The following is a 14171-nucleotide window of genomic DNA, read 5'->3' on the forward strand; positions in this document are numbered from 1 at the left end:
GAGCCATAGCTTTGGGGTGCAGCGGATCTTTGGGGTGCAGCGAATCTTTACTGCCCCCCCTAAAGCACATCGGCTGGAAATATCCACGTCGGTGTCAACGTAGCAAAAGGCCTCGGTGGCTACAATCTCAATAGCCACCGAGGCACGGCGCATATCCTTGGGAGATCCTGACCTGCAATCGCGATTAGCGATTGCCAGATTTCGCAGTTTTACGTTCTAATGACCACCGTCAGGACGACAACTCCGAGCTATTAGTCGTCTTCCTCGTCATCCTCATCGTCATATTCATCATCGAAATCATCGTCATACTCGTCAAAGTCATCATCATCGAGGTCATCATCGTCCTCGTCGTCCTCATCCTCATCGTCATATTCATCATCGAAATCATCGTCATACTCGTCGAGGTCGTCATCGTCCTCGTCATACCCGTCATAGGTATCTAAGGGACATTCGACGTGATACGTCGTGAACATAACATCGTCATAGAGGGTGTACTGGTCAGCGAGTTGCTCGCTGAGTGCAGCAAGTAACTCGCCACCATCCGGGCCATGCTGCTTAGCCGCCGTATGAAAATCGCGTAGCGCTGCAATGAGCGCTTCCAATTCGTAATCCGCTGCGTCCGCCATAGCTAGAAGCCTAGCCCACGACACGGGCAATAGGAAACCGTTAAGCGCCTATACCTGCTCAATAAATTCTCGCAACACTCGACACCCAAAATATAACGAGTCCACCGGAATACGTTCATCAACCCCGTGGAACATTGCTGGGAAGTCAAAATCCGGGGGAACTTGCACCGGAGCAAAGCCATATCCAGCAATGCCAAGACGCGCAAGAGCTTTATTATCTGTTCCAGCAGACAAAAGATACGGCAAGACTCGCGCGCCTGGATCACAGGCCTGCACAGCATGAACCATCGCATCCATAAAACTGCCCGACATTGGCATCTCGATACCGGCAGAATCATGCAACGTTCGTACCTGACACCCTGCAGCCAGCTCGCGAATTCGCGCATCGACTGCCTGCTCAGTACCGGGAATGGCTCGCACATCAACCGTGCCCACAGCATGCTGCGGAATCACATTTGCCATATAGCCACCATGAAGTTGCGTCAGATTAGCACCCGTGCGCAACGTGGCCGCTACATACGCCTGCGCCGGCCCTAAGGCCGCAACGATGGCTCCAATGCTTTCCTCATCCTGCGGATCAAAAGGCAATCCTGCCAATTCTGCCGTCTGTTCAAGCAAAGTGCGCACCGCTGGCCGTAGAACCAAAGGCCATTGTTCATTTCCAATTGCCGACATCGCATGCGCCAAAGCCGCAACTGCATTATCCGTATTGACTTGCGAACCGTGCCCAGCCGTTCCTTCCGCTCGCAATTCATACCACGTCAACGCTTTCTCTCCCGTTTGCACGAGATAAACACGGGTGCCATTGACGTAGGTGTTATATCCACCCACCTCAGAAATGGCATGGGTTGCTCCGGCAAACAGTTCCGGATGCTCAGATACCAGCCACTGCGCCCCCATCTTGCCGCCCGCTTCCTCGTCGGCAAAAAATCCAATGACGAGATCCCGCGGCGGAACCCAGCCAGTGCGCGCAATATCCCGCACAACCGCCAAGATCATTGCATCCATATTCTTCATATCAACCGCGCCGCGCCCCCAGAGCATACCGTCGCGAACGACACCCCCGAAAGGATCCACCGACCAATCCTCCGCACGCGCCGGAACAACGTCAAGATGCCCGTGAATGACCACCGCGCCACGCCGCTGCCCCGTCTGCGGATCACTCTCCACTTCCCGAAAACGCCCAGGTATGCGCACGATCACGGATTCGCGCCCAGGTTTTGGCGCATATATCTGCGGGGTCAAACCCACTTCAGTCAATAAATCCATCACATAGTGAGCCGCCGGTGTTTCGATCTGCTCACGCCCGTCATTGGAGGTGTCATATCGAATAAGCTGCTGGGCGATCTCCAGAACCTCTGAATAATCCTCATTCGTCTTCGTCATAACTCCACGACTCTCTTTTCTCGCTACGCACAACATGCCACGTATTGCCGCAATTTTTCATCATCATTATTGAACGTCACTGTAAGCATGCGGCGTTCGCGAATCAACAGCAGCAATTCCCTGCGTCCCGTAATACCGCGGATCTAGCGGCTTACCCGCTTTCATTTCGGCAATCATGAAATCCACAATTGCCTCTCGGAGATTGTCATACTTTTCTCCAGCCTGAAGTAGACGTTTATAGGGCGGATTGAGCTCTAACACAGTGTGAACCGTATGCAGATCATCGGCACAACCAAGATCCTGAGCAATCGGAGTTAACTGCTCTACCATCGCAAGAATCGTCTCACGTACAGGCTCTTGATTGCCGAAGTCATCCAAAATAAGCACGGCATCCATACCATAACGGGCTGCCCGCCATTTATTTTCATCGACGTACCACGGCGGCAGCGTTGGCAGGCTATGACCAGCGTCTAACTCACGAGAGAAATATTCGACGAGGCATTGGCAAAGGGCGGCAATCATGCGTACTTCAGTAATATTCGTTGCCGCGTCACACATTCTAAATTCCAGCGTCCCGTACTTAGGCGAGGGGCGAATATCCCAACGGACCTCATCGAAATGAGAGATCACGCCAGTTTTCATCATGTCTTCCGAGTAAGCAACGAGCTCTTCCCAGGTATCGAACTGATGCGGAGTGCCAGCCGTCGGGAGCTGTTGGAAAACCATTGCCCGATTATCCACATAGCCGGTAGCTTTCCCGTTCCAGAATGGCGACGAGGCCGTCAGGGCTTGAAGCTGAGCAAAACGGGTTAAACATGCGTTAAGAATGGGAAGCACTTTGGTTCGGTCATCAATTCCGACGTGGACGTGCGTTCCAAATAGCAGCATTTGACGGCCCCAGTATCGGGTACGGTTCACTAACTCGGCATAGCGCTCAGAATCAGTAACCCGTTGATAGACCGGATTGGCAAAAGGATGCGTCCCCGAGGAGGCCACCGTAATGCGCATTGGCGCAAGAATCGGCTCAAGAATATCTATTCCGCGTTGCAGATCATCCGCGCAGCCAGCAACTGTCTGATGTGGACGCGAAACCAATTCAACGGTATTGAGCAACATTTCCCCGTGAATAATCGACGTATCGCGTTCTAATTTACGGGTAAGCGCCAAGATGTAGTCGGCGGCTTGGCGTAGGTCATTGGAATCTTTATCAATGAGCTGCAATTCCCATTCGATACCCAGGGTTGACCGTGGTGATGACGCAAATTCCATTGTCATTCCTTACCTTTCTCATGGGAGGGGACGGGAGTTCTTCCCCCATCACATAACCGAAACAAAGACGGGCGTCGTGCCGTATCTAGCGGCTAGATCCCTCCGACATACACCTCGCAGGCTAGTGTTGCCGGTAGCGCTCAACGAAACTTCGGATGAGCGTTTTACCTGCGGAATAATCCCGACCACCGCATTGCCGACGAACCGCATCGAGTTGACCAGGCCTAAAGTATTTCGACCCGTTGTAATAATCCAAGCGCAAATCTAATCCGGCTTCATCAATCTCAGGATGGAATTGCACCCCGTAGACGTTATCCCCATAGCGAATTGCCTGAACTGGGCACATATCGGACTCTGCCAACACGACAAAGGGAGCACACTGAGGAGCGATTGCTTCAGCATGCCCGACGATAGCGGTAAAACGCTGTGGCAGAACAGCGAAAACTGGATCTTTTTCACCGGCAGGTGTGCGCCGAATATCTACCGCTCCTAGTTTTTCAAAATGATCTTTCGTCAGCGGAATATTTCGCGAGATAGCCAGCGACTGGTGACCATAACAGATTCCTAGATACGGGAAATCTGCTGCGAGAATACGCTCGTTGAGTGCAAATAGACTTTCTTCCGTAGCCAATTGTTCCGGCGTTTTTGCCTGTGGATCATCAAAGAAACCATATTGCGAACCAGAAACGATCACTCCAGCAAACTCTGCCAGATCAAGGTGCGGGCGTTCGTCAAGGAAAAAATGACGCAGATCCCCAGCAGCTAACCCGGCGCTGCGAGCAACAACTGCATACTCATCGGCACGAATGGCAGCCGCCGTCGCTGGACGCGCGGCAAGAAAAGCAAAGGGTTTCATTCTGCTTCCTCCCGAAATAAGACCGCTTCTACCACGTCACGAGGCATATCCACCCCGAACCATAGCTGCTCGCATAGCGCTGCTTGTTCGATCAACATGTGCAAGCCTTCAACAGTCTGTGCGCCGCGTTCGTGAGCGGCCTGCAAAAGTGCGGTTTGCCGTGGATAATACACCGCGTCAGCCACAATATGCTGTGGGGTAATCACCGCTGGATGTATCGGAGAAATTCCTGCCATCTTCCCCATCCCCACACTCGTCGCGTTAATAATGATGGCAGATTGCTCGCACGCGTAGGCAACTTGCTCATGATGTGCGGAGTCAATCAGTGAGATCTCGGTATCACAATGCTCACGCAATTGTTCAATCGCCGCCCGTAAATACGGGCGGTCCTCAATATCGCGGTTAATAACAAAGATATGACGCGCACCGTCCAAGGCCGCTTGCGTCCAAATAGCACGCGCGGCGCCTCCGACGCCCAGGACCACGATATTCGTATCCTCGATCTGTGCCCCGCGGCGGCGAAGTGCATTGAGCATTCCTGCTCCGTCGGTGTTATCACCCCACAGCTCCCCATCACGCAAAGTAAATGTATTTATTGCCTGCATGAGAGTGGCAACCATAGAGACGTGATCCATCAGCGGCATCGCAGCAGTTTTGTGCGGCATAGTTAGATTGCCTCCGCGATACCCCAATGCCCGAATTCCAGCAAAAGCTGCCGATAATTCCGGAGTATCGAGCTCATGCACCACGTACACCGCGTCAATGCCTAACGCAGCAAAAGCGACGCTGTGCAAGAGCGGAGATTTCGAATGTCGGGCAGGCATGCCGATAAGGGCAAGCAACTGCGTATGACCGCTCGTTATCAAAGAGGGATGTGTCATGGGGGTATTCTTGCATGACTGGCTCAGCTAACGTTGTGGCGTTCTCTATGCGAAAACGTCTTTTCGGAGCACTTCACGGCACATTCAGCGGCATATCGCAGGCATATTCCCATCTCGTCTCGCAGCTTATGCACCGCACATACGCCACGAGAAAAACAAAAGCACTCTGTGGAAAAGATCCACAGAGTGCCTATTCGTGCGCGGAGGGGGACTTGAACCCCCACCCACTAATACGTGGACTAGCACCTCAAGCTAGCGCGTCTGCCTATTCCGCCACCCGCGCGGTGACGTTGCGAGAGCAACAGGTAAAAATGTATCACTGCCCGCCGAACCTTTCCACTTTCACCACTTGCCCTGGGATGTGATTTGAGTTATGCCTCATGTTTATCCATCGGACGGCTTTCTGCCATGTTTGGAAAAGAGGGTAGATTATTCCTATGGAAAAACGCGACTGTGAACAGGCTGCACCTACAGGGCAAACCCAGGATACAAACGAAAATACCGCGTCATGCGCTTATACACCGCCCTATACCAATGCCACTCCTAGCAAGGGCGGCATTGCTGGTGCCGATAGCAGCATTCCTTCATGCGCATGCTCTTCCCAGAGCCTCGCTGATAACGCTGATTCACACGCGGAACTCCCCCAACGTTTCGGAGATCCCACCCGCCCGGAGGAGCTAGTGCGGATCTTCCACCGCACGTATGGGTTACCTATCGTTGATGATGGCCCCAATGCGGATCGGGAGCGTATTCACATGCGGCTGAGCCTAATTGCCGAAGAATTCGCCGAGCTCGTTGGAGCGGCCTATGGTCAGGCGGCACGCCAGCATATAGAAACAGCTTTCCAGCAAGCCCGCGCTAGCGATGATAACACCCGCGATACAGTGGAAATTGCCGACGCATTGGGTGATCTGATCTACGTCATCTACGGCATGGCTCTGGAATTAGGTATTCCGATGGCGAAAGTCCTTGATGAGATCCAAGGATCAAATATGTCGAAATTAGATTCCGACGGAAAACCCATCTACCGAGCAGACGGCAAAGTCCTCAAAGGTCCGAATTTTTACCCGCCAAATATTGCCCGCGTGCTCGGCTATTAACCTCGGGAAGGCCAGATACGTTAAGCCAGTAAGCTACGCCGACGTATCTTATCTATTAGAAACACCAGTCATAGTGGAAAAGGCGCTCCGCCGACCACTTGTTAAGATCGTCAAGACCATCCCGAACAGCATCATTGCCACCGCATCCAGTAGCACCCACTGCCCCAAACCACGGCTTGCCCCAGCGTCATACAGCGGAGTAAAACTCGAACCAAACACCATGAATACCGCAACGCCGCTTAAACTTAACGTCGCAATAAGCTGGCCAAGTATGGTCAGCCACATAGCAGGCCTATTTCGTTGAATAATCGCTACGGCAACAATCACTCCCGCTATTGCTAGCACCAAGGACCAGATAAAGCTGGAGCGCATCAAAGATGTTGGCTCAAAAACTGGCGAGGCAAAGATCGATCCTTCGATAGGCTTCCCACTCGTCCAATCAAACAAGCCATGACCATCAAAAAACGGGAGCGCACAGGCAGCAGCAAATACTAGATACCCAACCGAGCTGACCAGCAATCCCAGCACCACCCGAATCGGCATGCGGGGTGTCTTAGGCGAAAACAATGAGTTTCCCGCAGACCACCCGTATCCCGAAGCTGCACCGAAAACCGAATTCGCGGGCAGTGTGGGCGCATTCGATGGAACAGTGTAGTGTGAGGGGCCATACGAGCGCGGCGCTGAATACTGCGCGGCAGTATTGCCGGAAACATAGGAATTTCCAGAGAGATACCCATCTGGCGTGGGCATCGCCGACTGCTGCCCCTCCTGATGTGGAACAAATGAATTATTCATCGATGCGACCATGGTGAGTCCTCTCTGCCATAACCACTGGTACGCAGCCTCTCAGCTTTCTCTCATTGTATAGAGGTTTGTATGACGTTTAGCTCTACCAAAGAAAGTATTTCATTTCCGCTGCTGCCAGCGAGCACTCGATCTCGGTATCTAGAAAAGCAAAACCTCACTCACCGTCATCTATGATTTCTGCGTCTTCAATATCATCTTTCAACGTTGCTGCCAGAATCTTTGCCGATAATTCATCGATGCGCTGTTCAATAATCCGCTTTTGTTCCTTGCGCTGTTTCGTCGGCATCGTTGCGATAATCGGCAGTGACGAATGCAGTGAATCCAATTCACGTCGCCATGATGCCGTTTCTTCTGCTGCCGATGCGGTACGCGCAGCAGCATATAAATACGCCGCTTGATCTCGTAATACGCGAATACGATCGGCAAGCTGATTATTTACTTTTGCGCGTTGGCCCGACGCAGAAAACATGCCAAAACGCGATGTCAGCTTCTGAAAAAGCGCTGGATTATCAGCTAAAAGCCGCTGCAGTTGCGGCCCATAGTTGCGGATCACGCTGTAGACAACAGGACCGGCTGTAGTAGCTAACCGCAGCAATGTGCGAAACCGCCTCACCGTTTTCCCTTTCTGTATCCTATTTTTCTTTCTCTTTACGAGAGCCTAGCGCAGATTCTTCGCTTCGCACAGCGCTCGCTATCACCGCCAGAGCGATAAGACATCCAGCTATCAGGGCTAATACCGCTGGCCAACGGCCAATATCCCAACAGTGACCAAAGAGAATTCCCCCAAGAGAAGAACCAACATAATAGCACATGAGGTATATTCCAGACCCACGGCCCGGATATGGATGCAGGCCTGCCGCCCGCCCAGAACTGAGCGCGTGCATTCCAAAAAATCCCGAACAGAGCACGAAAAGCCCCACCCACAACGTCACGATATTTGTTGGAATAGTTAATCCTACCCCGACTGCCATCGTCACAACGCCGAATAACATTACTGGACGCAGCCCCCAACGCATGACCAATGCGCCCGCCTTAGCAGAAGACAATGTGCCTGCAAGGTACGACAAAAACAGCATTGACGTCACTGAGGTTCCCAATCGCCACGGCGGCTCAGCAACGCGATAGACCAATACCGTATATATGCCGACGAACATTCCCATGCCGATTAGACCATAAGCATAAGCTAATATTCGTTGCCGGCGTTGAGCTGGCGAATCTGGACGCACTGACAATGATGCTTCCCGTCTCATTCCCGCTGACTGTGGCAAGGTACTATGAAAAATTCCGCCTAAAGCCGTAGCAAATAGCGCCACAGCAGCCACGCCGATCCGCCAGCTTGTGAACGTCTCACTCATAATGCCGCTCAACAGCCGCCCAGACATTCCGCCGACTGTTGTTCCAGCGATATACAAACCAGAGACTCGGGCAATAGCAGCAGCTTCAATATGCCGCCCCACCCAAGCTAAAGCGGCAGCAATCGGCCCAGCTAAGGTCACTCCTTGTACGGCACGAACTACAATGAGCGCCCACCACGTATGTAATAACGGAAAGACTAAACATAAGGCGACACTGCCAAACAGCCCGCCAATAATAATCTTCCGTTCTCCTATCCGTGCACTGAGTTGCCCCCACATCAGGACGCACAGGGCCAATCCCGTCATTGTTGCAGACATCAACCACGCAGATTGCGATGCCGTTACCCGGAATTCACCACCAATTGTGTGCAGCAGGGGCTGCGGCGCATAAAGCAAAGAAAAAGCGCTGATTCCTAAACAAAATAAGGACACCAGCGCATAGCGGTACTCCCGACTACCGCGTCGGATACGACCATCACTGATAGCGTCCACCTACCGGACTATACTCGTTGCCACGCTAGCTCATCTATAGCTATCCGCCATGTTTCCTACTCACTGCCGCAAAACTGCGCAAAATACCGGAAAAATACCAGGACTCCCCCTCCGATATGCGGCGCTTATATTCACATCATCAGAGTAACGCACGCACTACAGATAGCATCGCGACCCGCATATCTTTACGCCACTGCCACCTCTTGCGCACTCATTGCGCATTACCCTCCACCCCGAGATACCGAGACACGCTTTCTATCACCTACAGACAATCTCCTGCCTCGTCTTTCTACTGGATATATACCCGCTCCCGGATAGCCATTCTTTTTCTATAACCCATCGCACCTGCGGCAGATGGCATATGCTGAGAGCATGGATTTACAACGCCCTATCGCCCCGGATCCGTATGCGATTCTTCCCCAGGTTCCGTCATTCACTGTGACCAGCTCGACGTTAATAGACGGTCACACTATGCCACAACAGCATCTTGGCTTTACCGAAAACATCTCGCCGGATTTAGTTTGGAGCGGTTTCCCACCGGAGACTCAAGGATTTATCGTCACCTGTTTTGATCCCGATGCCCCAACACCATCTGGATACTGGCATTGGACGGTTATTGACTTATCTGCAGATACCACCAGCCTGGAGTTAGACGCCGGAAAATCTGATATTTTTCTTCCCGGCGCTGCCAGCCATGTGCGAAATGATGCGAATGAGTTTGCATATTTCGGAGCGGCTCCCCCTGCTGGCGACCATCCACATCGCTATATCTTTGCAGTACACGCTCTTGATATTCCCTCATTAGAGGTTGATCCACAGGAAGTCACTCCCACGACGATTGCGTTCCTCAGCCTCTTCCACACCATTGCCCGAGCAACTCTTACCGTGACCTATCAGCGTTAAGATATTCAACGTATTAGTTAGCTAGCTGAGTCGTAAGTGACGCCCCGCTGGCTAACACGTAATTATGCTGCTAGCTAGCGGGTGCGCGATCGCCTTTTCTCGTGCGCGCACATCTCGATTGAGCATCCATCGATTTGCTAAAATCCTTGGGTGCTCGATTTTATTTTCCATGAACCTTGTATCCCTGGAAATACCGGAAACGCTATCCGGCTTGCCGCATGTACTGGCGCGCGCCTGCATCTGATTGAACCTCTCGGGTTTTCACTTGACGATGCACATTTGCGCCGAGCTGGATTGGATTATCACGATCTTGCCGACGTAGTTATCCACCCATCCTGGCAAGCCGCAAAAGCATATTTCGGTGCCGAGCAACGAATCTTTGCTTTTACTGGTCATACGTATAACAATTTTGCCGAGGAAACATATCGCAATGATGACGTATTCCTCTTTGGCACCGAGCCGACCGGACTCCCACAAGACGTTCTTGACGATCCGCGTATTACAAAAAAGGTTCGTATTCCGATGCTCCCTGGGCGGCGTTCCCTTAATCTAGCAAATTCTGCTGCGATTGCCGTCTACGAAGCATGGCGTCAGCTCAGTTTTTCCGATGCAGCCGACTTTTCCTAATAGCCGCTTGCCAATATGGCTCAAAGATTCCAACACTCCCCAGGTCTTTGCTCCGCTCGCACAGCTTCCCCGCTAAGCTCAATTTCGATATACGTACCCTTCAACCTCACCACACATATCGAGGGAACGAATGGATACTCATTTATGCCGTGTATACACGGCCGACTTATGCGGGGTAAACACGGAAACTAATACTGTGAACGAACATTCTGCTGCCGAGCGTGCGCTCGCAACCACTTTTGCTCGGACGCTGGTCCAGCGCCGTCACGAACGCGGTCTGACTCAAGAACAAGTCGCATTACATGCTGGCATTGACCGCAACCACTATCAGCTCATGGAACATGCGCGGTCAGATCGACGGACGAACAATCCACTAAATCCGCGATTATCCACCCTGATCAAACTTGCTCGGGTATTCGACTGCAGCGTCCCAGACTTACTTGAAGCAGCCTTGCGTGACTACAACGCCGAAGTTGCCCGCTCGCACATCGGATAGTATTTCCGTCTCCTCATTATTGATGTGCACAGTCGGTAGCTCGGGGTGGGGCGTACACTTATTTGCTACGCCGCACCCCGAGTTATCGAACCCGTAGTTCCCATGCAGCTACCGCACCAGCTGCAGCCACGTTCAAAGAATCAACCCCACCAGCCATCGGGATACGAACGGCGTAATCCGCCTGTGAGATCGTCGCGGGAGCCAGCCCATCGCCCTCACTGCCGAGGATAAGAGCCACCTTTGAATCTGGCGTATCAATTATCTGTGAGAACTCCGCCAAGGTTAAGGCATCCTCTCGAAGCGCCAATGACGCAGTAATCCACCCATGATCCCGCAATATTTCCATTGAATGAGGCCAATGCTCAATGCGGGTCCACGGAATTTGGAACACCGTTCCCATTGAAACCTTGACAGAACGCCGGTACAGCGGATCACAACAATGATCTGTAACCAGCACTCCGTCACAGCCTAAGGCAGCCGCAGAACGGAAGATAGCCCCGACGTTCGTATGATTAACCAAGTCTTCTAAGATAAACAGCCGACGTGCCGCGGGGTGCGCACGGAGAAAATCGCTTGCAGAAGGCAACTGCGGACGATACATCGACGCCAAAGCACCGCGATGAACCCGATACCCCGTGAGCTCCTGCAACAGCTCCTGCGCCACGATAAAAACGGGAACATCCGGCCACTGCTCAACAACATCGCGCATGCCGGCCAACCACCGCGGAGCCATCACAAAGGCTCGCGGGTGATGGCCGGCAGCTAAGGCGCGACGAATAACTTTATCGCTTTCCGCCAGGAACAATCCTCGCTCAGTTTCCAGCTTACGCCGCAAGGCAGTATCCGTGAGCTGGGTAAAATCAGCCAGCCGAGGATCAGCCAGCGAATCAAGTTCTACAATCACCCGTTAGTATCCGAGTCTCCCGCTTCAGAGGTGGCACGATCGGCTTCTCCACGCGCATCGGCTAAGGCTTCGTCAATATCCTTCAACGTCGTATTAGCCAGGGAATTCGCAATATGATCGCCTTCCGCCCCAAAATCTACCGTAATCGGCTCGCCATCACTCGGCTCACCTTGACCCGTGAAGCCCTTAGTAACTGCATTGAGAGCGGCAGTAAGCTCCGTGGGGACAATCCACAACTTCGAAGAGGCCGAATTAGCAATCTGTGGCAACATCTTCAAATACTCGTAGCTAAGCAACTTAGGATCTGCGTTACCGCGATGAATAGCATCAAAGACCTGCAAAATTGCTCGTGACTCACCTTGAGCTTCCAAGATCGCCGACTGAGCGGTACCTTCCGCACGCAAAATCGCCGACTGCTTCTCACCTTCCGCCTTCAAGATTGCTGACTGCTTAACACCTTCCGCAGTCAAAATAGCCGCACGGCGATCACGCTCTGCTTTCATTTGCTGTTCCATTGCCGATTGGACGGTTGCCGGCGGATCAATCGCCTTCAGCTCAACGCGGGACACTCGGATTCCCCAACGCCCCGTAGCTTCATCCAAGACAACCCGCAACTGGCTATTAATCTGATCACGCCCCGTCAGAGCCTGCTCCATATCCATCGCGCCAATGATGTTACGCAACGTCGTCACAGCTAACTGCTCAATGGCTGACATAGGGTTAGCGATCTCGTAGGTTGCTGCCTCCGGTTGAGTAATTTGGAAATAGATAACGGTGTCGATATTGACCACGATATTATCGGCAGTAATCACCGGCTGAGGAGGGAAAGGCACAACCTGCTCACGCATATCAATACGCTGCCGAACAGAATCAAAAAACGGTATCAGGAAATGCAAACCTGGTCGTAGTGTCTTGTTATATTTTCCAAGACGTTCAATGATGACGGTAAATCCTTGATGTACCTGGATTACCGAACGAGCGATTGCAACAATGGCAAACAAGGCTAAAATGCCGAGCAAAACCCACAGCACTACATCCTGAGGTTCCATCGCATACCCACTTTCTCTATCGCGGTATTTCCCTCTAGCGTCTCTACCATTCTCGTGCGGTAGCTGAAGTTACCGCCGTTCCTCAGCTATAAGCGAGAGATAATCTCCTTAGGACGAACAACAGCATGCACCCCGCTAATGGACTCCACCATCACCTCTTGCCCAGAAGCAATTGATCCCTCAGCGCTGCGCGCACTCCACACTTCACCACTAATACGAACCTGACCAGCATCTTCAGTAATATCTGTAACCGCAACGCCGCTTTGCCCGACCATCGCATACACATTCGATTCACCATGTGAAGAATCATTGACGTGACGCTTCGCCCAGGGGCGAACGAATCCGATTCCTAAAGCGGCTACCACCGCAAAAACAATTACCTGGATGGCTAATCCGTCGGGCCATAAAAGAGAGACACACAAGGCTGCTGCGGTACCACTTGCCAACATGGCAAACAGAAAATCAACGCTAAGCGTTTCGATGATTAACAAGACGATCGTAATGATCGCCCAAATTTGCCAAGCCATATCGCTCTCCCGTATAGCCGAGATCACTACTATTAACTCGGCTCGTCATATCCATATTTTTTCTCTTACTAGCCTGATTCTACCGCATCTACGGCGTAGCAGGATAGATCACAAAGCGCCCATCTCGGTGTTCAAGCTGCACCGGAACCTCGAAAACCTCGCTCAATTCCGCCGAAGTTAACACCTCGCCCATAGTGCCACTGGCATGGACCCGCCCTTCTTTCATCAGCATCGCATGCGTGAAGCCCGCCGGAATCTCCTCAACATGATGGCTAATAAGGACGATAACTGGTGCGAACCGGCCATGAGCAAGCTGGGACAACGAACGCATCAAATGCTCACGACCCCCCAAATCCAGCCCAGATGCCGGTTCATCCAAAATAAGAATCTCCGGATCCGGCATCAAGGCCCGCGCAATCCCAACACGCTTACGTTCCCCTGAAGAGAGCGTCCCCCAACGCCGCTGCGCAATATGATCGACGCCTAACGCTGCCAACAACTCATGCGCGCGTGCATCATCTTCCTCATCGTACTGTTCACGCCAGGTGCCGATAACCCCATACGCCGCCGAACGCACCACATCTAATACTCTCTCCCGCTCATGAATCCGCTGATCCAATGCCGAGGACGCGAAACCCACCAAGGGCAACAACTGAGTAATATCTGTGTGGCCAATATCGTGCCCGATGATGGATACCTGGCCAGTAGTCGGGAACAACCGCCCAGCAATCATCCGCATTAGAGTGGTCTTCCCGGCCCCATTTGGCCCGAGAATTACCCAACGTTGCCCCTCATCAACAGACCAATCAACATGATCGACGATCGCACGCCCATCGCGCACAACCGTTACATCCCGAACGTCTAACACTCGTGTCATGCATTCATCCCTAACC

Annotated in this window: 16 protein-coding genes and 1 tRNA gene; 4 read left to right on the forward strand and 13 right to left on the reverse strand. The window is 52.4% G+C overall.

Features of this window, described 5'->3' with window-relative positions; translation table 11 throughout:
* Positions 1 to 251: 251 nt before the first annotated feature.
* The 6 genes from ACLHIL_RS02575 to ACLHIL_RS02600 form a co-directional block, all read right to left on the reverse strand.
* Complete coding sequence (locus tag ACLHIL_RS02575) at positions 252 to 626, reverse strand: hypothetical protein (protein ID WP_411296387.1); 375 nt, start codon at positions 624 to 626, stop codon at positions 252 to 254.
* 48 nt (positions 627 to 674) lie between these two features.
* Entirely contained in the window at positions 675 to 2012 is a 1338-nt protein-coding gene (locus ACLHIL_RS02580) for a M20/M25/M40 family metallo-hydrolase (RefSeq protein ID WP_411296388.1), read from the reverse strand.
* Positions 2013 to 2078: 66 nt separating this feature from the next.
* Entirely contained in the window at positions 2079 to 3281 is a 1203-nt protein-coding gene (locus ACLHIL_RS02585; RefSeq protein ID WP_411296389.1) for a glutamate--cysteine ligase, read from the reverse strand.
* A 121-nt stretch (positions 3282 to 3402) separates the two neighbouring features.
* Complete coding sequence (locus ACLHIL_RS02590; protein WP_411296390.1) at positions 3403 to 4137, reverse strand: glutamine amidotransferase-related protein; 735 nt, start codon at positions 4135 to 4137, stop codon at positions 3403 to 3405.
* Entirely contained in the window at positions 4134 to 5018 is an 885-nt protein-coding gene (aroE, locus tag ACLHIL_RS02595; protein ID WP_411296391.1) for a shikimate dehydrogenase, read from the reverse strand. Before aroE ends, ACLHIL_RS02590 begins: the two co-directional genes overlap by 4 nt.
* Before the next feature lie 197 nt (positions 5019 to 5215).
* A tRNA-Leu gene (locus tag ACLHIL_RS02600) sits at positions 5216 to 5301 on the reverse strand.
* Between the two features lie 154 nt (positions 5302 to 5455).
* Here ACLHIL_RS02600 and ACLHIL_RS02605 point away from each other — a divergent pair.
* Positions 5456 to 6118 (forward strand): hypothetical protein, encoded by a 663-nt coding sequence (locus tag ACLHIL_RS02605; RefSeq protein ID WP_411296392.1) that lies wholly within the window; start codon positions 5456 to 5458, stop codon positions 6116 to 6118.
* Positions 6119 to 6166: 48 nt separating this feature from the next.
* Here ACLHIL_RS02605 and ACLHIL_RS02610 read toward each other — a convergent pair whose 3' ends face one another.
* The 3 genes from ACLHIL_RS02610 to ACLHIL_RS02620 all read right to left on the reverse strand — a co-directional run bounded on the left by ACLHIL_RS02610 (position 6167) and on the right by ACLHIL_RS02620 (position 8772).
* The gene (locus ACLHIL_RS02610) at positions 6167 to 6913 is read right to left on the reverse strand and encodes a hypothetical protein (RefSeq protein ID WP_411296393.1); all 747 of its coding nucleotides are present in this window, start codon (positions 6911 to 6913) and stop codon (positions 6167 to 6169) included.
* Positions 6914 to 7079: 166 nt separating this feature from the next.
* Positions 7080 to 7538 carry a hypothetical protein gene (locus ACLHIL_RS02615; protein WP_411296394.1) on the reverse strand — a complete coding sequence of 153 codons (459 nt, stop codon included), beginning with the start codon at positions 7536 to 7538 and terminating at the stop codon, positions 7080 to 7082.
* Between the two features lie 19 nt (positions 7539 to 7557).
* A complete protein-coding gene (locus tag ACLHIL_RS02620; RefSeq protein WP_411296395.1) occupies positions 7558 to 8772 on the reverse strand; it encodes an MFS transporter in 1215 nt (404 codons plus the stop codon).
* Positions 8773 to 9144: 372 nt separating this feature from the next.
* On the opposite strand from ACLHIL_RS02620, the gene ACLHIL_RS02625 reads away from it, so the two are divergent.
* The 3 genes from ACLHIL_RS02625 (at position 9145) to ACLHIL_RS02635 (ending at position 10798) form a co-directional block, all read left to right on the forward strand.
* A complete protein-coding gene (locus ACLHIL_RS02625; RefSeq protein WP_411296396.1) occupies positions 9145 to 9675 on the forward strand; it encodes a YbhB/YbcL family Raf kinase inhibitor-like protein in 531 nt (176 codons plus the stop codon).
* A 150-nt stretch (positions 9676 to 9825) separates the two neighbouring features.
* Complete coding sequence (locus tag ACLHIL_RS02630) at positions 9826 to 10302, forward strand: tRNA (cytidine(34)-2'-O)-methyltransferase (protein ID WP_411296397.1); 477 nt, start codon at positions 9826 to 9828, stop codon at positions 10300 to 10302.
* Positions 10303 to 10498: 196 nt separating this feature from the next.
* Positions 10499 to 10798 (forward strand): helix-turn-helix domain-containing protein, encoded by a 300-nt coding sequence (locus tag ACLHIL_RS02635; RefSeq protein WP_411296398.1) that lies wholly within the window; start codon positions 10499 to 10501, stop codon positions 10796 to 10798.
* Positions 10799 to 10880: 82 nt separating this feature from the next.
* On the opposite strand, the gene ACLHIL_RS02640 is transcribed toward ACLHIL_RS02635, so the two are convergent.
* From ACLHIL_RS02640 to ACLHIL_RS02655, 4 genes are all read right to left on the reverse strand, one after another.
* Positions 10881 to 11702: a TrmH family RNA methyltransferase gene (locus tag ACLHIL_RS02640; RefSeq protein WP_411296399.1), complete on the reverse strand. Its 822-nt coding sequence runs from the start codon at positions 11700 to 11702 to the stop codon at positions 10881 to 10883.
* On the reverse strand, positions 11699 to 12751 hold the full coding sequence (locus ACLHIL_RS02645; protein ID WP_411296400.1) for an SPFH domain-containing protein: 1053 nt from the start codon (positions 12749 to 12751) through the stop codon (positions 11699 to 11701). The genes ACLHIL_RS02640 and ACLHIL_RS02645 overlap by 4 nt, the downstream gene beginning before the upstream one ends.
* An 86-nt stretch (positions 12752 to 12837) precedes the next feature.
* Positions 12838 to 13278, reverse strand: a complete 441-nt coding sequence (locus ACLHIL_RS02650) for an NfeD family protein (RefSeq protein WP_411296401.1) — start codon at positions 13276 to 13278, stop codon at positions 12838 to 12840.
* Between the two features lie 88 nt (positions 13279 to 13366).
* Positions 13367 to 14155: an ABC transporter ATP-binding protein gene (locus ACLHIL_RS02655; protein WP_411296402.1), complete on the reverse strand. Its 789-nt coding sequence runs from the start codon at positions 14153 to 14155 to the stop codon at positions 13367 to 13369.
* Positions 14156 to 14171 lie beyond the last annotated feature (16 nt).

Source organism: Trueperella sp. LYQ143 (assembly GCF_046599595.1).
In the GTDB taxonomy this organism is placed as follows: Bacteria; Actinomycetota; Actinomycetes; order Actinomycetales; family Actinomycetaceae; genus Trueperella.

Coding starts and splice junctions, on each gene's coding strand:
- ACLHIL_RS02575 (WP_411296387.1), bottom strand. CDS start 626: ATGGCGGACGCAGCGGATTACGAATTGGAAGCGCTCATTGCAGCGCTA.
- ACLHIL_RS02580 (WP_411296388.1), bottom strand. CDS start 2,012: ATGACGAAGACGAATGAGGATTATTCAGAGGTTCTGGAGATCGCCCAG.
- ACLHIL_RS02585 (WP_411296389.1), bottom strand. CDS start 3,281: ATGGAATTTGCGTCATCACCACGGTCAACCCTGGGTATCGAATGGGAA.
- ACLHIL_RS02590 (WP_411296390.1), bottom strand. CDS start 4,137: ATGAAACCCTTTGCTTTTCTTGCCGCGCGTCCAGCGACGGCGGCTGCC.
- aroE (WP_411296391.1), bottom strand. CDS start 5,018: ATGACACATCCCTCTTTGATAACGAGCGGTCATACGCAGTTGCTTGCC.
- ACLHIL_RS02605 (WP_411296392.1), top strand. CDS start 5,456: ATGGAAAAACGCGACTGTGAACAGGCTGCACCTACAGGGCAAACCCAG.
- ACLHIL_RS02610 (WP_411296393.1), bottom strand. CDS start 6,913: ATGAATAATTCATTTGTTCCACATCAGGAGGGGCAGCAGTCGGCGATG.
- ACLHIL_RS02625 (WP_411296396.1), top strand. CDS start 9,145: ATGGATTTACAACGCCCTATCGCCCCGGATCCGTATGCGATTCTTCCC.
- ACLHIL_RS02645 (WP_411296400.1), bottom strand. CDS start 12,751: ATGGAACCTCAGGATGTAGTGCTGTGGGTTTTGCTCGGCATTTTAGCC.
- ACLHIL_RS02650 (WP_411296401.1), bottom strand. CDS start 13,278: ATGGCTTGGCAAATTTGGGCGATCATTACGATCGTCTTGTTAATCATC.
- ACLHIL_RS02655 (WP_411296402.1), bottom strand. CDS start 14,155: ATGACACGAGTGTTAGACGTTCGGGATGTAACGGTTGTGCGCGATGGG.